The organism is Lacunisphaera limnophila (genome assembly GCF_001746835.1).
Taxonomy (GTDB): domain Bacteria; phylum Verrucomicrobiota; class Verrucomicrobiia; order Opitutales; family Opitutaceae; genus Lacunisphaera; species Lacunisphaera limnophila.
In genome coordinates this window covers 3,904,709-3,927,919 of sequence record NZ_CP016094.1, presented here as the reverse complement: position 1 = coordinate 3,927,919, position 23,211 = coordinate 3,904,709, and the positions used below count along the sequence as shown (strand labels likewise).

Here is a 23,211-nt window from a genome sequence, read left to right as displayed (position 1 = left end):
ACTATACCTCCGGTATGGGGTGCCGACAAGGATCGTTTTGAGAGGGCGAAACCGGGGTTTAACGACGGCGTAAGGCCAGGCGGCGGCGAATCAGGGTGGTGGCGACCAGGCACGCCAGCAGGCCGGCGCCATAGGTGGCGGGCTCGGGGACCGGAGTGATCTGGTTATCGTAAGCATGCCAAGAGGTGTTGTTGCCCGAGAAACCGCTGAAAACGACCTGGTTCATGGGGCTGGAGCCCGCGGTGTTGAAGGTCGCGCCGGTCCAGAATTGGGTGAAGAAATAATCGGTGGCCGTGGCCCAATTTTGGATGGTCAGCGTGACGCCGGCGCTGATCGTCAGGTTGGTGATGTCGAGGGAGGAGGTCCCGCCGAAGTCGATGATGGAGTTGCCCGTGACGAGCAGCGTGCCGGCGGAGAGATCGGCGTTGCTCAGGGCGAGGGTGCCGCCGCTGAGGGTCAGGGTGCCCGCGATCGCGATGTCGCTGGTGAAAGTCAGGGTGCCCGCGCCGGCTTTTTCGAGGGTGCCGGTGCCGGCGATCGAACCGCCGAAGGTCGAGGAGCCGGAGTTGATGCCGACGGTGAGGTAGCCGCTGGTCGAGAGGTCGATGAGGCCGGTGCCGCCGATGGTGTTGATGCTTTCGGTGAAGTTGTTCACCTGCAGGACGCCGTCGGTGTTGACGGTGATCAGGCCGGCGTAGTCGGCGATCTGGTTGCTGGCGTCGAGGCGGAGCACGGCGGAGGAGGCGGCGCCCGCGCCGTCGCCAATGTTGATCGCGCTGCCGGCGAGGGCCACGGTGCCGGCGGTCTTGCCCAGAGCGACGGTGCCGCTGTTCAGGTTGAGGGCGCCGCCGAAGGAGTTGGCGGAGGAACCGGTGAGCGCGAGGGTGCCGGTGCCGGTCTTGGTGAGGGCGCCGCTGTTCGTGATGCTGCCGCTGAGCGTGGTGTTGCCGGCACCGGACACGGTGAGGGTGTTGGCGCCGAGATTGACCTGGCCGGAGGCGGTGAGGGTGCCGGCGTCGGCGGAGATTGTGGTGTTGCTGGTGAGATCCAACGCGGCATCGAGCGAGTTGTTCCCGCTGAGATTGCGGATGGCGCCCGTGCCGCCCACCCCGGTGCCGGCCACGGAAAACTGGCCCTCGGTCACCGCAATGCCTCCCTGCAGGTGGAGGGCGGCGCCGCTCGCGATGCTATTGCCGTAGGTGGAGGAACCGAGGGCGGTATTGCTGGCCGCCACGATGGCACCCGCGTTGATGGTGGTGACCCCGCTGTAGGTATTCGCTCCGGAGAGCGTGAGCGTGCCGGTCCCCTGTTTGACGAACGTGCCGTAGCTGTCCTCCAGCGTGCCGGAGAAGGTGGTGTTGGCCGAGTTTCCGGTGGTGAACGTGCCGGTCCGGAAATTCACAGTGCCGCTGCCGGACAGGGAGCCGATGGTCTCGCTGACGCCCCAGTCGAGGGAGAAGGTGCCATCGGTTTCCACGGACAGGGCCGTGGTGTCAGCGAGAATGTTGCTGGCATTGAGCTGAACGGTGCCGGCACTGACCGTCGTGGTCCCGGTGTAGGTCTTCGCGGAGCCACCGAGATAGAGCGTGCCAGCTCCGCTTTTGGTGAGGCCATTGGTCCCCGTGATAGCGCTGTTGATGGTCGCCGTGCTCCCGGAGATCGTCCAAATGTCGGGTGACGTGTCGTTGAAGTTCAGGGTCCCGCCGGTGAACGTCGGTTGTCCCATGGAAACAGTCAGGCTGGAGAGGTTTTGCGTGCCCGAAACCGTGACGGTGTAGGCATTGGTCGCATCGAAGCCCGCGCTGAAGACCGCGTTGGATCCGCTGGTCCACTTGACCGTGCTAGATGTGCCCCAGAAGCTGCTGTTCCAATTGCTTGTGGCCGATGACCAGGTCCCGGTGGGTGTGCTGCCAGCACCGGAGGTCGTGCCGTTGAGGTCCCAGTAAAGCGTGCTTTGCGCTGATAAAGAGGAGCTTAAAATTAAAAGCAGGAGCAACCCTTGCAACCAGCAGGTTGAAAGGGGGCGTTGCTTTAATGCACAAAGACAGCGGATCATAGCAGCAATCAGGGACTGCTATGGCCATTATCGGCACAGGCCGCTAAATCTCAAATGTAAACATAGGTAATTGTACCTATGTTTAACCGGGGTAATCCACGGTATAAGCCTGACCAGCTCGATTAGTTGTTAAATCGGAAGAGGGCCACGTCGCCATCCTTGAAGACGTATTCCTTGCCCTCGAGGCGGTATTTGCCGGCCTCACGGGCGGCCGCGACGCTGCCCAGGCGCGTAAGATCCTCGTAGCTGACAATTTCAGCCTTGATGAAGCCCTTCTCGAAATCGGTGTGGATGACGCCGGCGGCCTGGGGGGCTTTCCAGCCCTTCACGATGGTCCAGCAGCGAACTTCCTTTTCGCCGGCGGTGAAGTAGGTCTGAAGGCCGAGGAGGCCGTAGGTGCCCTTGATGAGGGAGGACACGCCGGAGTCGTCGACGCCGAGGTCCTTGAGGAAAGCCCTGGCTTCCTCGGGCGGGAGGTCGATGAGCTCGGCCTCGATCTTGGCGCTGATCGGCACGTAGGCGGCGTCGTGATGGGTGCGCACGTACTCGGCGACCTTCTGGACGAACGGATTTTGCTCGGCGGTGGCGAGATCACTCTCGGCGACATTGCAGGCGAAGAGCACAGGTTTGGCCGTCAGGAGCTGGATGAGCTTCATCTGCGCGACCTCCTCGGGGGTGGCAGGAAGGGTATTGGCGGTCTTGCCGGCGTTGAGGTGCGGCTCGAGCTTCAGCAGCAGGGCGAGCTCGGCGGCGGCGTCCTTGTCACCGGCCTTCGCCGCCTTTTGCGTCTTGGTCATGCGCTTGGCCACAGCATCGAGGTCGGCCAGCACGAGCTCGGTGGTGATCACCTCGATGTCACGCACCGGGTCGACGCCACCCATGGTGTGGACCACGTCGGAATCCTCAAAGCAGCGCACCACCTGCACGATGGCGTCGACCTCGCGGATGTTGGCCAGGAACTGGTTGCCCAGGCCCTCGCCCTTGCTGGCGCCGGCGACGAGGCCGGCGATGTCCACGAACTCGATGGCGGCGGGGACGACCACATTCGTCTTGGCGATCTCCTTGAGCACGTAGGCGCGCTCGTCGGGGACGATCACCACGCCGACATTGGGGTCGATCGTGCAGAACGGATAATTGGCGGCCTCGGCCTTGCGGGAGCGGGTGAGGGCGTTGAAAAGGGTGGACTTGCCCACGTTGGGGAGACCGACGATACCGGCTTTAAGCATAAAATAGGAGGCGTTAAGGGTCGAACTCAGCGGGGGCACTGGGGGCTTGACAAGGGCAAAGTTGTTCCGTCCATTCTGACCCTTTTCCAAACCAAATCCCGTCTCCCGTACGTTAACTGATACATCAAATGGCCCTTAAAATCCGTCTTTCCCGCGTCGGCACCAAGAACGAACCGCACTACCGCGTCGTCGTCGCCGAGGAACGCTCCCGCCGTGATGGCGATGCCGTCGAGCAGATCGGCGCCTACAATCCCAACGCCAAGGGCAAGCAGATGACCATCAAGCTCGACCGCGTCGACTACTGGATCTCCAAGGGAGCCAAGCCGACCGCGACCATGCACTCGATGATCAAGCGCGCCAAGCGGGCCGCTGCCGCCGCCGCCCCCGCGACCGCCTGAGTTTCGCCGCCACCGGTGAATCCCCCGAGGTTCGGCTCGCGCCGGACCTTTTTTATTGGATCATCCCGCCATGCGCGTCGACGTCCTGACCCTTTTCCCGGGCATGCTCGAGGGGTTTTTATCCGAGAGCATGCTGGGACGCGCCCGCGAGGCGAAGCTCCTCGAGATCAACGTCCACAACACGCGCGACTGGGCGACGGACAAGCACCGGACGACCGACGACCGTCCGTTCGGGGGTGGGGCGGGCATGGTCATGAAATGCGAGCCGATCTGTGCGGCGATCGAGGCACTGCAGTCCCCGGGCTGCCGGCGCATCTACCTGACCCCGGACGGCGTGCCTTTTACGACCGCCAAGGCCGAGGAGCTCTCGAAGCAACAACATCTTATCCTGCTGAGCGGCCACTACGAGGGGATCGACCAGCGCATCCGGGACACGGTCATCGACGAGGAGATCAGCATCGGTGATTATGTGCTCACCAACGGCACGCTGGCGGCCGCCGTGGTGATCGATGCGCTGGCCCGTTTCATTCCCGGTGTGCTCGGTGAAGAAAAGTCGTTGACCAGCGAAAGTTTCACCCGCAACTTGCTCGACTTTCCCAATTACACGCGTCCCGCCGTTTACCGCGGCCTGTCCGTTCCGGAAGTGCTCCTCCAGGGCAACCACGGCGAAATCGAGAAGTGGCGGCACGCGCAGCAGTTGGAAAAGACCGCCAAGTTTCGTCCCGATTTACTAAAAAAACAGCCATGAACCAGATCATCAAAGACATCACCGCCGCTCAGGTGAAAACTGCCACTGCCCCCTTCAAGGTCGGCGACGGCGTCCGTGTGCACACCAAGGTGCGCGAGGGTGACAAGGAGCGGACCCAGATTTTCGCCGGTGTCGTCATCGCCCACAAGGGCAGCGGCATCCACGAGACTTTCACCGTGCGCCGCATCAGCTACGGCGAGGGCGTGGAGAAGGTGTTTCCCGTCAACTCCCCCAACGTCGAGAAGATCGAGGTGGAGAAGAACGCCGAGAACGGCCGGGCCCGCCTCTATTATCTCCGCGACCGCACCGGCAAGGCCGCCATGGCCGTGAAGGAAAAGCGCTACGACGAGGCCAAGGCCTGACGCCCGGCGTCTATAGAGTGAACAAGAGCGAGCCCGCGGGCTCGCTTTTTTTATGCCTAAAAATGAGCTTTGCAGCGGCTTCCGGCCGCTGGTTCACTCCCCGTCCCCCGCCAACCGACCCCTTTCCTCAATGAAACTCCATCCTGAGATTCTCGCCCAAGCCTCCGCCCAAGCCCGCGGCCTCGCCATCGATGCCGTGCACAAATGCTCCTCCGGCCACCTGGGTCTGCCCCTCGGCGCCGCCGAGATCGGCGCCGTCCTCTATGGCCACGCGCTGGTCCACAACCCCGACGAGCCCCGCTGGCTGAACCGCGACCGCTTCGTCCTCTCCGCCGGCCACGGCTCCATGTTCCTCTACAGCTGGCTCCACCTCAGCGGCTACGACCTGTCGCTGGAGGAGGTGAAAAACTTCCGCGTCCTGCACAGCAAAACGCCCGGCCATCCGGAATTCCATGAGACCCCCGGCGTCGAGTGCACCACCGGCCCGCTCGGTCAGGGGATCGGCAACGGCGTGGGCCTGGCGCTCTCCGGCAAGATGGCCGAGGCGCGCTTCAACACCGCCGAGCACGTCCTCTTCGACCACCACGTCATCGTCCTCGCCGGCGACGGTTGCATGCAGGAAGGCGTCGCGATGGAGGCCGTCGCCTTCGCCGGCCACCAGGGCCTCGACAACCTCATCCTCATCTACGACTCGAATGACGTCACCCTCGACGCCATGGCGGACAAGACCCAGGGCGAAAACACCGCCGCGCGCTTCAAGTCCATCGGCTGGGACGTGCAAACGCTGGCCGACGGCCACGATCTCGCCGCCATCGCCAAGGCCGTGGCCAAGGCCAAGAAGGCCAAGACCGGCAAGCCGCAGCTGATCATTGCCAAGACGATCATCGGCAAGGGCATTCCCGAGGTGCAGGGCACCTCGAAGGGCCACGGCGAGGGTGGGGCGAAGTTCGCCGACGCCGCTCGCGCCGGCCTCGGCCTGCCCGCGGAGCACTTCTACGTTAGCCCCGAGGTCCGCGAGTATTTCGCCGGCCACAAGAAGCGCCTCAAGCGCGCCTACGCGAAGTGGCGCAAGACCTACGAGGCCTGGCGCACCGCCAACCCCGACAAGGCCGCGCTTCTCGACTCGCGCAACGACCGCCTCAGCGCCACCGACTTGCTCGCGAAGATCCCGGCCTTTGCCGCCGACGCCAAGCTCGCCACCCGCGCGGCCGGCAAGGACGTCCTGCAGCCCGTGGCCGCCGCGCTGCCGCTGCTCATCTCCGGTTCCGCCGACCTGCACGGCTCGACGCTCAACTACATCGCCGCCGACAAGGATTTTGAGAAAACCAACCGGTCCGGCCGCAACCTCCGCTACGGCATCCGCGAGCACGGCATGGCCGCCATCAACAACGGCGTGGCCTACGACGGCATCTTCCGCACCTCGTGCGCGACCTTCCTGGTGTTCGCCGACTACTCGCGTCCCTCGATGCGCATCGCCGCGCTCTCGAAGCTGCCCGTCCTCTATATTTATACCCACGATTCCATCGGGGTGGGGGAGGACGGCCCCACGCACCAGCCGGTCGAGACCGTCACCGGCCTGCGCGTGATTCCCAACCTGGACGTCATCCGCCCGGCCGATCCGGAGGAGACCGCCGGGGCTTTCGCCGCCGCGCTCGAGCGCCAGGACGGCCCGACGCTGCTGTCGCTCACACGCCAAGCCGTGCCCATGTTGAACGGGATCCCCGTGCAAACGCGCCGCGAGGGCGTGCTCAAGGGCGGCTACATCGCCGTCAAGGAATCGACCGATCTCACCCACATCCTGATCTCGGCCGGCTCCGAGCTCCAGTGGGCGATCGCCGCGGCCCAGCAGCTCGGCACCGGCGTGCGTGTCGTTTCGATCCCGTCCTTCTTGCGGTTTGACGCCCAATCCAAGGAATACCGCGAATCCGTGCTGCCCACGTCCTGCCGCAAGCGCGTCGCGATCGAGGCCGGTGTCACGGGCCTCTGGAGCAAGTACGTCGGTCTCGACGGCAAGGTCATCGGCATCGACCGCTTCGGGCTTAGCGCCCCCGGCAACACGGCCATGAAGGAACTCGGCATCACCACCGAAGCGGTGGTGGCTGCGGCTAAGTCCCTCTAAACCAATACCAAGAGAATTAATCGACGGGCGTCTCAACGCCCTCTTTCAGCCGGCCTTCGGGCCGGCTGTTTTGTTTTTCTACCCTGAACTGTAACGCAAATGACGCAAAACTCAGCTTGCAGGATTGATTAGGAGGCTAATAGTCAGCCTCCTGATAGCCACCTTTTCGACCTGATCATGCCGCATCTCCTCCTCAAAGACCTGCCCCGCTACGAGTGCCTCCTCGAGGCCTCTAGGGAATTCCCTGATTTGGATCCTTCGGCGGCCGAGGCTTTCCTCCATCTGCTCCGCACGGGCGACGAGGCCTTTGGTGTCACCGAGTCGCACCTCAGTTCCTTCCACATTTCGCAAGGGCGCTTCGGCGTGCTGATGCTGCTCTGGCGCAGTTGTCAGCCGCGCGCGGCCAAACTGCTCGGCGCCGAGGTGTGTGACAATGGCCCGCGCACCCCCGCCGAGCTCGCCGACGCCGCCGGCGTCACCCGCGCCACCATGACCGGGCTGATCGACACCCTGGAGCGCGACGGCTACGTGCTGCGCGAGCCGGACCCGTCCGACCGCCGGATGCTCTCCGTGAAGCTCACCGCCAAGGGCGAACAGTTTCTCCAGGAGTTCCTGCCCGGCCACTTCCGCATCGTCGCGGCCGTCATGAGCACGTTGAGCGAGGCCGAGCGCAAGACGCTGGTCAGCCTGCTGGTCAAGATCCAGCAGCACGCCGCCGTGCTCCGGTCCGAGACCGCCGCCAGCCCCGCCCACGCCTGATTTCTAAAATACCATCACTCAAACCACGCCTCCCATGTTCAAGAAGTTCCTCATCGCCATCGCCGGATTCGTCCTCGTCGTGCTCCTGCTCGGGGCCGTCAAAGCCAAGCAAATCGCGGATATGTCCGCCATTTCCCACACCCCGCCGCCCAGCGCCGTGGCCACCATTCCGGCCCAGACCGCCCACTGGCATGCCAGCCTCAACTCCATCGGTACGCTGGCCCCGGTCCAGGGGGTGACCCTCGCGGCCGATGCCGATGGCACCATCATCCGCATCCTGGCGGACAGTGGCACCGCCGTGAAGGCCGGGGATATTCTCATCGAGCTGGACACCACCGTCGAGGCCGCCCAGCTCGCGGCCGCCCAGGCCCGCGCCGACCTCTCGCGCATCAACTACGAGCGCGCCAAGGACCTCTTTGACCGCAACGCCACCTCGAAGTCCGAGTACGACGTGGCGGATGCGACGCTCAAGCAGTCGGTCGCCGAGGTGGCCGCGCTCACCGCCACCATCGCCAAGAAGCAGGTGCGCGCTCCCTTCGACGGTCGGGTCGGCATCCGGCTCGTCAACGTCGGCCAGTACATCGCCCGCGGCCAGCCGATGCTGCCCCTGCAGAAGCTCGACTCCGTCTACGTCAATTTCAGCATCCCCCAGCGCCAGCTGCCGGCCATCGCGATCGGCCAGGAGGTCGGCATCCTCGTGGACGCGTTCCCGGACCGCCGTTTCGCCGCCACCGTGACCGCGATCAACGCCGAGGTTGACGCCGCCACCCGCAACATCGCGGTGCAGGCCACCATGGCCAACCCCGGCGAGGTGCTGCGGGCGGGCATGTTCGCCCGCGTCGAGGTCCAGATGACCGACGCCGAGCCGCAGGTCGTCGTGCCGGCCACCGCCATCTCCTACGCCTCATACGGCAATTCGGTCTTCGTGGTGGAAAAGATGAAGGACGAGGCCGGCAAGGAGTACCTGGGCGTCCGCCAGCAATTCGTGAAGCTCGGCGCCGCCCGCGGCGACCTGGTCGCCGTCAGCGGCGGCCTCAAGGCCGGCGAGCAGGTTGTCACCTCCGGCGTGTTCAAGCTCCGCAATGGCGCGGCCGTGCAGGTGAACAACACCGTCCAGCCGACCAGCAGCGCGACGCCGACGCCGAGCAACACCTGAGCCCGCCGAGGATCCCGCCATGCCGTCCAAAAGCTTCACCGATCTTTTCATCCGCAAGCCGGTCATCGCGCTTGTCGTCAACATCGTCATCCTCGTCGTCGGCGTCGTCTCCTACTTCGAGCTGAACACCCGCCAGTACCCCCGCAGCGACAGCGCGGTGGTCAACGTCAACACGGTGTATTTCGGCGCCAGCGCCGACACGGTGCGCGGCTACATCACCACGCAGCTGGAACGCGCCATCGCGAGCGCCGACGGCATCGACTACATCGAGTCCACCAGCAGCGCCGGCTTCAGCTCCATCAAGGTCTTTCTCCGGCTGAACTACGACTCCAACGCCGCGCTCGCCCAGATCAGCGCCAAGCTCGACCAGGTCCGCAACGAGCTGCCGCCCGAGTCCGAGTCGCCCACGATCAGTGTCGAGACCAGTGACAGCGAGTTCGCCTCGATGTACCTGAGCTTCTACTCCGACGATCTGGACCAGAACCAGATCACCGACTACCTGAACCGCATGGTTCAGCCCCGCCTGGCCGCCATCAAGGGCATCCAGAAGGCCGACGTGCTCGGCGGACGCGTGTTCGCCATGCGCGTCTGGCTCAAGCCCGAGGAACTCGCCGCCCGCGGCCTCAGCCCGGCCGAGGTCCGCGCCGCGCTCCAGGCCAACAATGCGCTCGCCGCCGTCGGCGCCACCAAGGGCTCCATGATCAGCGTCAGCCTGGTGGCCGACACCGACCTGAAGAACGTCGAGCAATTCCGCCAGCTGGTGGTGGCCGAGAAGAACGGCACCCTTATCCGCCTGGAGGACGTCGCCGACGTTGTCCTCGGTGCCGAAAGCTACGACGAGGAGGTCCGCTTCGGCGGCAAGACCGCCACCTTCATGGGCCTGTGGGTACTGCCCACCGAGAGCACCGTCGAGGTCATGCAGCGCGTCCGCGAGGCCTTCCCCGACATCCAGGCCAGCCTGCCGGCGGGCCTCAACGGCATGATCGCCTATGACGCCACCCAGTACATCGAGGATGCGCTCCACGAGATCGTGAAGACGCTCACCGAGACCCTGCTGATCGTCACCCTCGTGATCTTCCTCTTCATGGGCTCCCTGCGCTCCGTCATCATCCCGATCGTGGCCATGCCGCTCTCGCTGGTCGGCGCCATGTTTCTGATGCTGGCCTTCGGCTTCACCATCAACCTGCTCACCCTGCTGGCCATCGTGCTGGCGGTCGGCATCGTGGTCGACGACGCCATCGTCGTTGTGGAAAACGTGGAACGTCACATCCGCGAGGGTCTGACCCCGATTGACGCCGCCATTGCCGGCGCCCGGGAGCTCGTCGGCCCCGTCATCTCGATGACCATCACGCTCTCGGCCGTCTATGCCCCGATCGCCTTCCAGGGCGGCCTGACCGGCGCGCTGTTCCGCGAATTCGCCATGACCCTCGCCGGTGCCGTCGCGGTGTCGGGCTTCGTTGCCCTCACGCTCTCGCCGATGATGAGCGCCTACCTGCTCAAGGGCGGCGACGCCGAGGAGAAGGGCCTGGCCGGCACCATCAACCACCTCTTCGACCGCGTGCGCGACCGCTACGAGAAGATCATCGGCGCCAGCCTCGGCTGGGTGCCGGTGACCATCACCGCGGCCACGCTCCTGACCCTGCTGCTCGTTCCTTTCTTCCTCCTCGCCCAGCGCGAGCTGGCGCCGAAGGAGGACCAGGGCGTGGTTTTCAGTCTGATGATCCCGTCGCCCACCGCGACGATCGACCAGAACATGATCTACGCCCAGGAGGTGCAGAAGATGTTCGAGCAGGTGCCGGAGTATGACAACTCCTTCCAGATCACCGGCGCGCGTTTCGGGTTCTCCGGCATCATCCTGAAGCCGTGGTCGGAGCGCAGTCGCAACACGACCCAGATCGAGGAGTCGCTGCAGGGCCCGGCCGCCGCCGTCTCCGGCCTGAATGTGGTCGTGACCTCGCCCGACCCGCTGCCCGCCGGTGGTTCCATGCCCATCGACTTCGTGGTCCGCTCGACCGCCGACCACCGCGAGATGGAGGAGTTCGCCCAAAAGCTCGCCCTCTTTGCCAACACCGAGGCCAACGCCGGGGGCGGCGCGCCCACGTTCTACTTTGCTGACACCGATCTCCGCTTCGACCTGCCGCAGGTCGAGATCGAGATCGACAAGGACAAGGTGGCCGCGATGGGCCTCAATCTCTCCGACGTCGCCCGCGACCTCGGCTCGATGCTCGGCGGTGGCTACGTCAACCGCTTCGTCAACGACGGCCGCAGCTACCGCGTCATCCCGCAGGTCGAGCGCGGCCAGCGGCTCAACGCCGAGCAGCTGCTCGACTACCACATCCGCGGCCCGCAGGGTCAGCTGATCCCGCTGTCCACCATCGCCACGCTCAAGGAGACGGTGCAGCCCCGCACGCTCAACCGCTTCCAGCAGCTGAACTCCGTGAAGATCCAGGGCGTCGGCCCGAGCGTCGATCTCGCGCTCAAGAAACTCGAGGCCAAGGCCAAGGAAATCCTTCCGGCCGGCTATTCGATCGATTACGGCGGTCAGTCCCGCCAGCTCCGCTACGAGGGCAACGCCCTCTGGTCCGCCGGCGCGCTGGCGCTGATCCTGATCTTCCTCGTGCTCGCGGCGCAGTTCAACAGCTTCCGCGACCCGTTCGTGATCCTGCTCGGCTCGGTGCCGCTCGCGCTTGTCGGCGCCATGTTGCCGATCTTCCTCTGGCAGACCTCGCTGAACATCTACTCGCAGATCGGCCTCATCACGCTCGTCGGCCTCATCGCCAAGAACGGCATCCTGATCGTGGAGTTTGCCAACAGCCTCCAGGAACAGGGGGTGGCCAAGGCCGTCGCCATCCGTCGCGCCGCCGCCACCCGTCTGCGGCCCGTGCTGATGACCTCCGCCGCGACCGTGTTCGGCCATCTCATGCTGATCTTCGTCAACGGCCCCGGTGCCGCCGCCCGCAACAGCATCGGCTGGGTGCTCGTCGTCGGCATGGCCGTCGGCTCGCTGTTCACGCTCTATGTCGTGCCGGCCTTCTACATGCTCATCGCCCGCGACCACGCCAAAGCGGCCCGGCCGGCCCCCACGTCCGTGGTTGCCGAACCGGTCCTGGCCAAGTAATTCTTCCCCTCTCCATTCCATGAAATCCCTTATGCGCCTGCCCAGTCTACTTCTTGTGGGAGCGAGCCTGCTCGCGACTCTCCCGGTCGCGGCCCAGCTCAACGATGGCAAGCCCGACCCGGACTACACGGTCCCGGAACGGCTGGACCTCGATTACGCCCTGGCCTACGCCCTCGATAACAACTTCACGATCCGGCAGGCCAAGGAGCGCATCCGCCAGCAGGAAGGCATCCTGCTGGAGGTCCGCTCCGGCCTGATCCCGAACGTGTCCGCCGGGGCCGGCTACTCGCGCAACTCCGATGACGTCTCCAGCAACGGCCGGGACTACGCCTGGTCGGTGGACATCACCGCCCGCCAGATCCTCTACGCTGGCGGCGGGGTCACCGCCAATGTGCGGAGCCAGCAACTCGCGCTCGAGGCGGCCACGCTCGCCCTGCGCGCCGTCATCAACGACGCCCTGGTGGACGTCCGCATCCGTTTCTTCACCGTGCTGCTCAACCGTGAGAAGATCAAGGTGCAGGAGCAGAACACCGAGCTGCTGCAGCGCCAGTTGCAGGACGTGAAGAACCGCTTCGAGGCCGGCACGGTCTCGAACTTCGAGGTGCTCCGCGCCGAGGTCGCCCTCGCCAACGCCCAGCCCGCCCTCATCTCGGCCCGCAACGACTACCGCCTGGGCATCGAGGAGCTGCGCCAGGCGCTGGGTTACGTCGCCGAGAGCGAGCCCAACGTCGCGAAGGTCCCCGAGTTCCTCGGCACCCTCGAGTTCAAGCCGACCACCTTCGACCTGCGGTCCGCCCTGGGGGCCGCGCGCGAACAGCGCCCCGACCTGCTCCGCCTCGCCAAGCTGACCGCCGCCGCGGAGGAGGGGATCGTTCGCAGCCGCGCCGGCCGCCTGCCGAGCGTTTCCGCCTTCGGTTCCTATGACTGGCGCCGCTCGCCGATTTCCAGCCCCCGCTCCTCGCTCGATGGCTGGACGGTCGGCCTGCAGTCCAGCTGGGACATCTTCGACGGCCGCGCCACCACGGGCCGCATCGCCCAGGCCCGCTCCTTCCTGGAGCAGACCAAGCTGGCCCTGGCTGAGGCCCAGCTCAGCGTCGATGTCGAGGTGCGCCGCGCCATCTCCACCTTCCAGCAGGCCACCGAACTGGCCGAGGCTTCCAAGAAAGTGGTCGAACAGGCCGAGGAGGCCGTCCGTCTGGCCAATGCCCGCTATGCCGCCGGCACGGCCACCCAGCTGGATGTGCTGACCTCGCAGGTCGACCTGACCACCGCCCGCCTCAATCAGGTGCAGGCCTATTACAGCCACAACGTCGCGGTCGCTTCCGTGCGCAACGCCATGGGCCTGGCCGACGAGGCTTTCCCCACCAAGGAGCTGACGTATCCCTGACGGTCCGCCCCAGCGGGATCGGGCCGCCTCCGGGCGGCCTTTTTTCTTCGCTGGGTTCGGCAACTTGACCGCCTTTCGTGTGTCCTAACCGCACCGCATGAAGTCCGCCCGCCTGCTGCTCATTTGCCTCGGAATTATGGCACTGCTCGTGGCCGTCGTGGCCGGTCTCGCCCTCACGCCGTCCGTGCAGCGCTGGGCGGTCCTGCGCGCAGCTCGCGATGTGCCCGGCCTGAAGCTGGAAGTCGCCTCCGTGCGCGCCGGATTTTCCGGTGTCACGCTGACCGGCGTGCAGGCGGAGCCGCAGGGCCTGCCGGTGCGGCTGGAGCGGCTCGAGGCGGATTTTTCCCTGCTCGGTCTGGTTTTCAGCCAGAAACTCGCGCTGAGCCGTCTGCGGATCATGGGCCTGGACGTGGAAGCCGGCCATCTTTCCCGTGCCCGGACCGAGGCTGCGGCCGCCGGGGCCCCGCCGCCGCCCCGGGCCTGCTGGGCCAGCTCACGCTGCCCGTTGACCTCACCCTGGGTGACGTGCACATCGCCGGACACGCGCGCCTGCCCGGTGGGGCCGGCCAGCCGCCGCTGGAGGCGGAGTATCTCATCACGGGTGGCGGCCTCGCGCCGGGTCGAGCCGGCACGATTGTCCTCGAGGCGACCGTGCGCAACCCTGCCGCCGCCGCCAAGGTCAGCACACTCAAGGCCCGGACCACCTTGCGGACCACGCTCACGCCGCAGCGCACGTTCGGTCAGGTCAGCCTCACCACGGTGGTGGACGCCGAGGGCCCCGCGCTGGCCGGCCAGACCCAGCTGAAGATCGGGGCCGAACTCTACGGCAGCGCCGCCGGCGAGAATTACGAGATCACCGTCAGCACCCTGCTGCAGGGATCCGCCGCCAACCTGCTGATTGTCCGCGCCCTTCTGCCGGCCGGCGGTCATGCCTACACCGGTGATTGGGACCTCAAGGCGCGCACGGCCCAGTTGGAGCCCTTCGTGCTCGGGGGTAATCTTCCGGATTTCGAAGCCAGCGGCGGGGGGCGTTTCGTCTTTGACTCCGGCGATGGCAATTTTGCCCTGCAGGGCAGTCTGCAGGGCCGGGTCAGCCGTCTCGAACTCTTCGAACCGGCCTGGCGGGCCTTCGGACTTCTGGAGGTGGCGGCCGATTTCGATCTCAGTCAGCAGGGTGGGGTGCTGGACCTCCGCCAGTTCAAGGGCACCGTGCGCGGCGCCGAGCCGGTCCTCGACATCGCGATCGTCACCCCCCTGCGGTACGATCTGGGCAAGCAGGAGCTGCTCGCCAACAGCGGACCCAACCCGGCGCTCCTGAATATCAATCTGCAGGGCCTGCCTCTCGCCTGGGTGCGGCCTTTCGTCACGGGGGTGGATGTCTCGGGCGACAAGGTCACCGGCCGGATTGAAGTACTGCGCGCCTCATCCGCCGCGACGGACATCACCCTGCGGGGTCAGCTCGGGCTCAACGAGCTGACGGTGGTCCAGGCCGGTCGTCTTCTGCTCGAGAAGGCGGCCATCACCGCCCGCGGGGAGGCCACACTGGCTGGCACCGCCCTGACGGCGCCGGTGATTGAATTGACGTTCCGCACGCCGGCGGGCGATGCCCTTGATCTCACCGGGCGGTTGGTCACGCAGACGGGCCCCGGGGCCCCTCTCACACTGGCGGGGCGTTTCACGGGCTCCACGCCCAAACTGCTCGAAACCTGGCTGCCCGGCGCCCCGGTGACGGTCGCCGGCGAGGTCGATGCCACCCTGCGCGGCGATCTGCTGGAAGTCCGCCCCAGCCGGCTCGAAGTCCGGCAGGGATCGGGGCGGGCCTTGCTCGATGTGACGTTGGCCCAGGCTTTCTCGGTGAACCTCAGTTCGCACGTGCTGGTGCCCGCCGACGCGACGGTTCCGCTCGGGCGCATCGCCCTGGGGCGGCTTCCGCTGGCCGTGCTCCCGGTGACGGAACCGGGCACGGTGCTGGGGGGAACCCTGCAGCAAGCGGAATTTGAACTCGGGGCCCCGGCGGGTGAAATCACCCTGCGGGCCCTGACTCCCTTGCGCCTCGCCGACGTCAGCCTGACCCAGAACCGCCAGCCGGCGCTGACCGGTCTCAGCGTGGAGGCTCTGCCGGTTATGAACTATGCGGGCCCGGGCCGCCTGAAGCTGCAGTCCGGTGACGTTATCGTCCGCACCGCCAGTCGTGCCACGCTGGCCACGCTGCAACTCAACCTCACGCAGCTCCCGGGCCAGGATACCCAGGCCGCGTTGAATTTCACCCTCGGGATTCCGTTGCTGGCCACCCAGCCGGTCTTCGCCGGCACGCAGAATGTCAGCGCCGGCCAGGCCAGCGGGGAAGTGCGCGCCTCCCTGGGCGCGCTCAGCCAGCTCGAGGCTCGCCTGACCCTCAACGGACTCGTTGCGGCCGAGGGCACGCAGACCCTCCCCGTGGCCAACATCGGATTTCGGGCGCGCCTCCAGCCGAGTGGCGCCGCGTCGATCCAGGTGCCGATCCTGCTCGACAACGGTGGTCGCCGCTCGGACCTCGAATTCGCACTCGAACTCTCGCCCCTGGGCCGCGGATATTCCATCGACGGGCGTGTGACCGGCCAGCAGGTCGAGTTGGAGGACCTCCTTGGCGTGTTGAGCGTGTTCCTGGCCTCGGCCGCGCCGGAGACCGCGGACCAGCCCGTGGCCCCGGCCCAGGTGGTGCCCGATGCGGTGGCCGCGTGGGACCGCTTCAGCGGGCGGCTCGCCCTCGATGTAAAGTCGATCACGCGCGGCCAGGATTGGGCGATGACCGGACTCACGGGCGCGGTCGCCATCGAGCCCTCGGTGGTCACCCTGCAGAAACTCACCGCCGCCTTCAGCGCGACGAGCCGGCTGGACGCCAAGATGGAACTGCGCTTTACCGGCGGTGCGATGCCCTACCGCCTGGCGGGCGACTATGCGCTGAACGACTTTGATACCGGCCGGCTCTTCAAGGCCATCGATCCGTCCCGGCCGCCCACGGTGGAAGGGCTCTTCAACATCGCGGGCCGGCTGGCCGGCAACGGCGAGACGGTGGCGCGCGCCGTTGACCGGGTGACCGGCCAGTTCCAGCTCACCAGCCGGGGCGGCATCTTCCGCGGTTTGCAGCGGGCGAGCAACAAGGTCTCGATGACCTCGAAGGCCGTCGAGCTCGGCGCCTCCGTGCTCGGCTCCATCTTCGGCTCGGACAAGGTCGTGAAAACCGCCGAGAAGGTCGCCGGGCAGGCCTACTTCGTGGACCAGCTCGCCGCGGGTATCGGCGAGTTCAAGTACGACTTGCTCAGCGTGCGCCTGACGCGCGACGAATTGCTCAACATGAACCTGGAGGACATCAGTTTGGTCGCGCCCGAGATCCGGCTCAGCGGCCGGGGCAGCGTGAGCTACGTGATCGGCCGCCCGCTGCTGGAGCAGCCGCTCACCGCCTCGCTCAGCTTCGCCGCCCGCGGCAAGATGGAGCAGCTTTTCGCCAAGGCCCGCCTGCTGGACGGCACGAAGGACGAGCTGGGTTACTCCCGCACCCGGGAGCCCATCACGCTCGCCGGAACCCTGGCCAAGCCCGACCCGACCGCCTTCTTCACCAAGATCGCCACCGCCAAGCTGGCCGACTTCCTCGACGCGGATAACTGAGCCCTTGTGCCCCGGCGCAATCCGGTCAGTTTGGCGCGATGAACACGCGCATATTCGGCCGCACGGGCAGGGGGGTGGGGGAGGTCGGGCTGGGCTGCTGGCAGATCGGCGGCAACTGGGGCGATGTATCCGACGAGACCGCGCTCGCCGTCCTCCGCACCGCGTACGAACTCGGCACCACCTTCTTCGATACCGCCGACGTGTATGGCGGCGGCCGGAGCGAGACGCTCATCGGCCGCTTCCTCCGGGAGACCAAGGCCCGCGACCGGCTCTTCATCGCCACCAAGCTGGGGCGCCGCGGCGATCCGGGCTGGCCGGCGAACTTCAGCCGCGCGGCGGTCCGCGCCCACACGGAGGATTCGCTCCGCCGGCTCGGGCTGGATGCGCTCGACCTGACCCAGCTCCACTGCGTGCCGCCGGAGGAATTGAAGCGCGGCGAGTTGTTCGGCTGGCTGGAGGAGCTCAAGCAGGAGGGCAAACTCAAGGCTTACGGTGCCAGTGTGGAATCCATGGACGAGGCCCTCTGGTGCTGCGCCCAGCCCGGCTGCGCCTCGCTGCAGATCATCTTCAATATCTTCCGGCAAAAACCGATCCACACCCTGTTCGACGTGGCCCGGGCCAATGGGGTGGCCCTCATCGTGCGCCTGCCGCTGGCGAGCGGTCTGCTTGGCGGGCGCATGTCAGCGACCACGAGCTTCCCGGCCGACGACCACCGCAATTTCAACCGCGACGGCCAGGCGTTCAACGTCGGCGAGACCTTTGCCGGGTTGCCCTTTGCCAAGGGGGTTGAACTGGCCGACGCCCTCAAACCGCAGGTGCCGGCCGGCCAGACCATGGCCGAGTGGGCCCTGCGTTGGTGCCTGGATTTCGAGGCGATCAGCGTGGTCATCCCCGGGGCGAAAACCCCGGATCAGGCCCGGGCGAACATCCGCGCGGGATCGTTGCCCCCGTTGGGTGCGACGAAACACGTGCAGCTGGCCGCCTTCTACGAGCGCCACGTCGCGGCGTACATCCGCGGGCCGTACTGAGGGGAAGTGACAAGTGTCAGCGAGCAAGGAGCAAGCGGGCGATCCCGTCACTCCGGGGAGAACCTTGTTACTTGGGCCGTGATACTTTCTGCGGAGGCTTGCCACCGCAGAAACTTGGCACGATAAGAGCTGCCTGTTCATCTGATGCCTGCGCCACGTCCGCTCATTCCATCCGGCCTCACCCTCCTCAATTGGTTTCTGCGCGGCTGGACCGGTCTGGTTTTCGCCTTTCTCTACGCCCCCATCGCGGTGTTGGTGGTGTTCTCGTTCAATTCCTCCCGGCTCAACATCGTCTGGGAGAGCTTCACGTTCAACTGGTATGAGCGGCTGCTGACCAACGCCCCGCTCATCAAGGCGGCGAAGAACAGCCTCATCGTTGCCTCCATCTCGACGATTCTCTCGGTGGTGCTGGGCACCGCCGGCGCCTGGCTGCTGCACCGCTACCGTTTCCGCTTTTCCCGCGCCATCCAAACCCTGGTGGCGATCCCGATGGTCATGCCGGAGATCCTGCTCGGCATCAGCCTGCTCATTCTCTTTGTCACCGCCGGGCTGAAGCTCGGTTTCACCTCCGTCATCATCGGTCACGTGACCTTCAGCTTCCCCTTCGTGCTGGTGGCGGTGCAGGCCCGCCTGCAGGGGCTCGACCCCGCGCTGGAAGAGGCGGCCCTCGACCTGGGCGCCTCGCCACTCAAGGCCTTCTGGCTCGTCATCGTGCCTTGTCTCCGTCCGGCGATCATCGCCGGCGGGCTCATGGCCTTCACCCTTTCGATGGACGAACTCATCGTGACCGTCTTCGTCAAATCGGCGGCGTCCGCCACGCTCCCGGTCAAGGTCTTCGACATGGCCCGCGTGGGGCTCAATCCCATGCTCAACGCCCTCTCGGCCATTTTCATCATCGCCACCGTGGCCTTCGTGCTCTTTTCCGAATACCTCAAGAAACTCAGTCGCTGAGGCCCGGGTCGACCCGCCTCGCGCCGCCCTCTTTTAACCCAACCGCCACCCACCCATGAAAACACCCAAGAAGCTCCTCCTCGCGCTGGCCCTGCTCGCCGGCTCCACCGGCGTGCAAGCCGCGGAACTCAACCTGTTTGGCTGGTCCGAGTACGTCCCGCAGGACGTCCTGGACGGCTTCACCAAGGAGACCGGCATCACCGTCAATTTCGAGACCTATGCCTCCAATGAGGAGATGCTCTCCAAGCTCGTGGCGGGCGGCGGCAACTACGACCTCGTCCAGCCCTCCGAATACGCCGCCGAGCTGATGATCCGCCGGAACATGCTCGCGAAGCTCGACAAGGCCAAGCTGCCCAATTTCAAGAACCTCTCCCCCGAGTTCCTCGGCCAGGTGCACGATCCGAAGGACGAGTACACCGTCCCGTACATGTCTGGCACCGTTGGCATTGTCGTGAACACCGCCGTGGTGAAGGACGACATCAAGGGGTACAAGGATGTCTTCCAGGCCAAGTTCAAGAACCGCCTCGTTGTCCTGGATGACAACCGCGAGATCGTCACCTGGGCCCTCTACGCCTCCGGCCTGCCGGTCAATGAAATCAATCCCACCAGCCTGGCCAAGGTCCGCCCCCTCGTCTCCGAGTGGGTCAAGCTGGTGAAGGTCTTCGATTCCGGCAGCCCCAAGACCGCCCTGCTCAACGGCGACGTGGACATCGGCATCGTCTGGAGCGGCGAGGCCGCGCTCCTCTGGAAGGAGGACCAGAAATTCAAGTACGTGCTGCCCGCCGAGGGCGCGCACCGTTTCATCGACATCTTCGCCATCCCGGCCGATGCCCCGCACAAGGACGCCGCCCACGCCTTCATCAACTACATCCTCAAGCCCGAGGTCTCCAAGATCGTCTCCGAGAACTTCCCCTACACCAATCCGAACCTCGAGGCCCGCAAGCTGCTCACACCCGAGGAGCAGGCCAACCCCGCCAGCTACCCGACCGGCTCGCCGAAGCTCGAAACCTTCCGCGACATCGGCAAGGCGGCCGCCGAGATCGACCAGCTCATGACGGACCTGAAGAGCGCGCAGTGAGGGAATGCGAAAGCTGAGGAGGTGAGGGTGTGAAACCTGAGGATTGCCAGACCTCACACCCTCTCATCCTCCAACCCTCCCCTCCTTGCCTTGATGCACGCCCTGACCCCCGCCACCCCCGGCGTCTCCGACCATAACCGGCCGGGCTGGAAGGCGTGGGCTCTGCTCATGCCCATGGTGCTGTGGCTGCTCCTGTTCGTGGTCGTGCCCGGGCTGATCCTGCTGGTGTACAGCTTTTGCGAGCGCGACGAGATCGGCGGCGTGGTGTATTCGTTCACCTGGCGCAATTTCGAGCGGGTGTTCGACCCGGTCTACCTGCGTATCTTCTGGCGCTCGATCCTCTACGCCGGGATCACGACCATCATCTGCGCCGTGGTGGGCTACCCGGTCGCCTATTACATGGCGCGGGCAGGGGAGGCGCTCCGCAACCGGCTCCTGCTGCTCGTGATGGTGCCGTTCTGGACCAGCTTCCTCATCCGCACGTACGCCTGGATCACCATCCTCAAGCAGGAGGGCCTGCTCAACAGCCTGGTCCAGGCGATGAACCTGAACCTCGGGCCGTTCAACCTCCTGTACACGCCCACGGCGGTCGTCATCGGCCTCGTCTACGCCTACCTGCCGTTCATGATCCTGCCGATCTACGGGAGCGCGGAGAAGCTCGACAACTCCCTCATCGAGGCCGCCTACGACCTCGGCGCCGGGCCGGTGCGGGCCTTCTCCTCGGTCATCGTGCCGCTTACCATGCCCGGCATCGCGGCGGGCACGCTGCTCGTCTTCGTGCCCGCGATCGGCATGTTCGCCATCACGGACTTGATGGGCGGGGCCAAGGTCCCGATGATCGGCAACGTGATCCAGAACCAGTTCCTCCAGGCCCGCGACTGGCCCTTCGGCGCCGCGCTCGGTGTCATCTTCATGCTTATGTTCGTCCTCACCTACGTGATCCTCCAACGCCGCGGCAGCCGCGCGGCCTGACCATGCCCGACCCAGCCAAGCCCATGATCGAGTTTCGCGGTGTCACCAAACGCTTCGGCGCCTTCACGGCGGTCCGGGACGTCAGCCTGACGGTCAATACCGGCGAGTTTCTCACCCTGCTTGGGCCCTCCGGCTGCGGCAAGACGACGCTCCTCCGCCTGCTGGCGGGTTTCGAGACCCCCGACGAGGGCCTGGTGCTCCTCGACGGCGAGGATGTCTCCCATGTGCCCCCGTACCGGCGCAGCGTGAACCAGGTCTTCCAGAGCTACGCCCTCTTCCCGCACATGACGGTGAAGGAGAACGTGGGCTTCGGCCTGCGCATGCAGAACATCCCCGCACCCGAGGCCGAGGCCCGGATCAAGGAGGCGCTGGCGACGGTCTCGCTCGCCGAGCAGGCCGACAAGCTTCCGCACCAGATGTCGGGTGGCCAGCGGCAGCGCGTGGCCCTGGCCCGCGCCATTGTCTGCCGGCCCAAGGTCCTGCTCCTCGACGAGCCGCTCTCCGCCCTGGATGCGAAGCTCCGCCACGGCATGCAGCTCGAGTTGAAGCGCCTCCAGCGCAAGCTCGGCCTCACCTTCGTCTTCGTCACCCACGACCAGGAGGAGGCGCTCACGATGTCGGACCGCATCGCCATCATCAACCACGGCCGGATCGAGCAGCTGGGCAACGCCACCGAGATCTACCACCGCCCCCGCACGCCCTTCGCCGCCGACTTCATCGGCCAGGCGAACCTGCTCAGCGCCGAGATCATCCTGCGTAACGGCAGCAAGGCCACCGTGCGCCTCGACACCGGCTTGGAACTGGTCGTGGCCTGCACCGACCTGCCCGTCGGCGCCACCAAGGCGCTGGTGTCGATCCGTCCCGAGAAGATCCACATCGGCCGTACGCCCGCCATCGCGGAAAATGTCTTCCAGGCCAAGATCGAGGAGGAGATCTTCCAGGGCGCGACCGACCAGCTGCGCCTCATCACCGACCAGGGCACCCGCTTCCACGCGCTCGTTGCCAACGAGAGCGCCACCCAGGAAGCCTACCACGAGGGCGACCGGGTTTATTGCAGCCTGCACCTCGACGACCTGGTGATCGTGCAAACGGAGTAGGGGAACAGCCCGCCCTCCTTGCCGAGACCGGCGGGGTGAGGTGGCCGACAGAGTCAGACTGGCTATTTCGTGTTTCCGGTCTCAGGTTTCCGGCCAAGTTTTCCCATGATCGCCGCCGTCCAATTTCGGAATTTTAAGGCCCTGCGCTCGACGGGGGTGAAGCTTGCGCCGTTCAACCTCGTGCTCGGGCCCAACGGCAGCGGCAAGACCAGCCTGATCCAGGCGCTATTGCGGCTGCGCTCGCTGGCAGGACTGGCCCCGGCCACGGAGCCACCGGCCGGCGGCGGCGGACCGCGCATTGATTTCGCCTTTGCCGCTCCCTTCCAGGACATCGGGGTCTCGTTGGGCTGTTCACCGGACGAGCTGGTCTGCAACGTCCTGTCGGTGAGCCGACCCCCGGGGCCCGCCGGGGAGGCGCTCTGGGAGGAGCTGCGGCTGCGGCTCCGCACCATCCGGGCCTACCTCTTCGACCACTATGCCATGGCCGTGCCCGCGAAACCGGCCGACGCGCCTGAGCTGGCCTCCAACGGCGGCAACCTCGCTGCCGTGCTGGCCCACTGGCAGGAACACGAGCCGGCCGCCTACGCGGCGCTGGGGGCGGAATTTTGCCGGCTGATGCCGGAGTTTGCCGGACTGGTGCTGCGGCCCGGCCCCGGCGGCACCGTGGAGTTGTGCGCCCGCCTGCAAGCCAACGGCCACGAGTGCATCACGGCCGCGGATTTCTCGCAGGGGACGCTCTACCAGCTGGCCATCCTCGTTCTGGCCTTTGCGCCGGCGCCACCCGCCGTGGTCTGCCTGGAGGAGGCCGACCGTGGCATGCATCCGCGCTCATTCCGCGAGCTGCGCGACACGCTCTACCGGCTCAGCTACCCGCGGGACGAGGGCATGGACCGCGCCCCCGTGCAGGTCATCACGACGACGCACTCGCCGTACCTGCTGGATCAGTTCCGGGAACACCCGGAAGAGGTGATCCTTGCCAGCAAGCAGGGGACCGCGGCGACCTTTGAGCGACTTTCCGACCGGGCCGATATCCTGGAGCTGATGAAGGAGGCGCACCTCGGCGACCTCTGGTACAGCGGCATCCTCGGCGGCGTGCCGGGCGAGTGAAGCC

General features: G+C 66.1%; 17 protein-coding genes. 15 read left to right on the top strand and 2 right to left on the bottom strand.

The features are described from left to right. Positions 1-58: 58 nt before the first annotated feature. The gene (locus tag Verru16B_RS19150; protein WP_169829305.1) at positions 59-1,996 is read right to left on the bottom strand and encodes a beta strand repeat-containing protein; all 1,938 of its coding nucleotides are present in this window, start codon (positions 1,994-1,996) and stop codon (positions 59-61) included. Positions 1,997-2,178: 182 nt separating this feature from the next. Further along, the gene (gene ychF / locus Verru16B_RS16445) at positions 2,179-3,282 is read right to left on the bottom strand and encodes a redox-regulated ATPase YchF (protein WP_069963789.1); all 1,104 of its coding nucleotides are present in this window, start codon (positions 3,280-3,282) and stop codon (positions 2,179-2,181) included. 128 nt (positions 3,283-3,410) lie between these two features. On the opposite strand from ychF, the gene rpsP reads away from it, so the two are divergent. The 15 genes from rpsP (at position 3,411) to Verru16B_RS16370 (ending at position 23,207) form a co-directional block, all read left to right on the top strand. Beyond that, entirely contained in the window at positions 3,411-3,680 is a 270-nt protein-coding gene (gene rpsP / locus Verru16B_RS16440) for a 30S ribosomal protein S16 (RefSeq protein WP_069963308.1), read from the top strand. Between the two features lie 70 nt (positions 3,681-3,750). Then, the gene (trmD, locus tag Verru16B_RS16435) at positions 3,751-4,428 is read left to right on the top strand and encodes a tRNA (guanosine(37)-N1)-methyltransferase TrmD (RefSeq protein WP_069963788.1); all 678 of its coding nucleotides are present in this window, start codon (positions 3,751-3,753) and stop codon (positions 4,426-4,428) included. After that, on the top strand, positions 4,425-4,790 hold the full coding sequence (rplS, locus tag Verru16B_RS16430; protein ID WP_069963307.1) for a 50S ribosomal protein L19: 366 nt from the start codon (positions 4,425-4,427) through the stop codon (positions 4,788-4,790). Before trmD ends, rplS begins: the two co-directional genes overlap by 4 nt. 130 nt (positions 4,791-4,920) lie before the next feature. Then, on the top strand, positions 4,921-6,909 hold the full coding sequence (gene tkt, locus Verru16B_RS16425) for a transketolase (RefSeq protein WP_069963306.1): 1,989 nt from the start codon (positions 4,921-4,923) through the stop codon (positions 6,907-6,909). A 177-nt stretch (positions 6,910-7,086) separates the two neighbouring features. Then, a complete protein-coding gene (locus Verru16B_RS16420; RefSeq protein WP_069963305.1) occupies positions 7,087-7,668 on the top strand; it encodes a MarR family winged helix-turn-helix transcriptional regulator in 582 nt (193 codons plus the stop codon). A gap of 34 nt (positions 7,669-7,702) precedes the next feature. Beyond that, positions 7,703-8,824: an efflux RND transporter periplasmic adaptor subunit gene (locus Verru16B_RS16415; protein ID WP_069963304.1), complete on the top strand. Its 1,122-nt coding sequence runs from the start codon at positions 7,703-7,705 to the stop codon at positions 8,822-8,824. A gap of 19 nt (positions 8,825-8,843) precedes the next feature. Beyond that, the gene (locus tag Verru16B_RS16410; protein ID WP_069963303.1) at positions 8,844-11,942 is read left to right on the top strand and encodes an efflux RND transporter permease subunit; all 3,099 of its coding nucleotides are present in this window, start codon (positions 8,844-8,846) and stop codon (positions 11,940-11,942) included. A gap of 19 nt (positions 11,943-11,961) precedes the next feature. Next, positions 11,962-13,329, top strand: coding sequence for a TolC family protein (locus Verru16B_RS16405; protein WP_083270432.1), 1,368 nt, complete (start codon positions 11,962-11,964; stop codon positions 13,327-13,329). 525 nt (positions 13,330-13,854) lie between these two features. Next, the gene (locus tag Verru16B_RS16400; protein ID WP_069963301.1) at positions 13,855-16,974 is read left to right on the top strand and encodes an AsmA family protein; all 3,120 of its coding nucleotides are present in this window, start codon (positions 13,855-13,857) and stop codon (positions 16,972-16,974) included. A gap of 38 nt (positions 16,975-17,012) precedes the next feature. Next, on the top strand, positions 17,013-18,002 hold the full coding sequence (locus Verru16B_RS16395) for an aldo/keto reductase (RefSeq protein ID WP_069963300.1): 990 nt from the start codon (positions 17,013-17,015) through the stop codon (positions 18,000-18,002). Positions 18,003-18,146: 144 nt separating this feature from the next. Continuing rightward, the gene (locus Verru16B_RS16390) at positions 18,147-18,953 is read left to right on the top strand and encodes an ABC transporter permease (protein ID WP_069963299.1); all 807 of its coding nucleotides are present in this window, start codon (positions 18,147-18,149) and stop codon (positions 18,951-18,953) included. A 55-nt stretch (positions 18,954-19,008) separates the two neighbouring features. Next, positions 19,009-20,031: a polyamine ABC transporter substrate-binding protein gene (locus Verru16B_RS16385; protein WP_069963298.1), complete on the top strand. Its 1,023-nt coding sequence runs from the start codon at positions 19,009-19,011 to the stop codon at positions 20,029-20,031. A 93-nt stretch (positions 20,032-20,124) separates the two neighbouring features. Then, the gene (locus tag Verru16B_RS16380; RefSeq protein WP_069963297.1) at positions 20,125-21,003 is read left to right on the top strand and encodes an ABC transporter permease; all 879 of its coding nucleotides are present in this window, start codon (positions 20,125-20,127) and stop codon (positions 21,001-21,003) included. A 2-nt stretch (positions 21,004-21,005) separates the two neighbouring features. Then, a complete protein-coding gene (locus Verru16B_RS16375; protein WP_069963296.1) occupies positions 21,006-22,100 on the top strand; it encodes an ABC transporter ATP-binding protein in 1,095 nt (364 codons plus the stop codon). Positions 22,101-22,205: 105 nt separating this feature from the next. After that, a complete protein-coding gene (locus tag Verru16B_RS16370) occupies positions 22,206-23,207 on the top strand; it encodes an AAA family ATPase (protein WP_069963295.1) in 1,002 nt (333 codons plus the stop codon). The last annotated feature ends 4 nt before the right edge of the window (positions 23,208-23,211 follow it).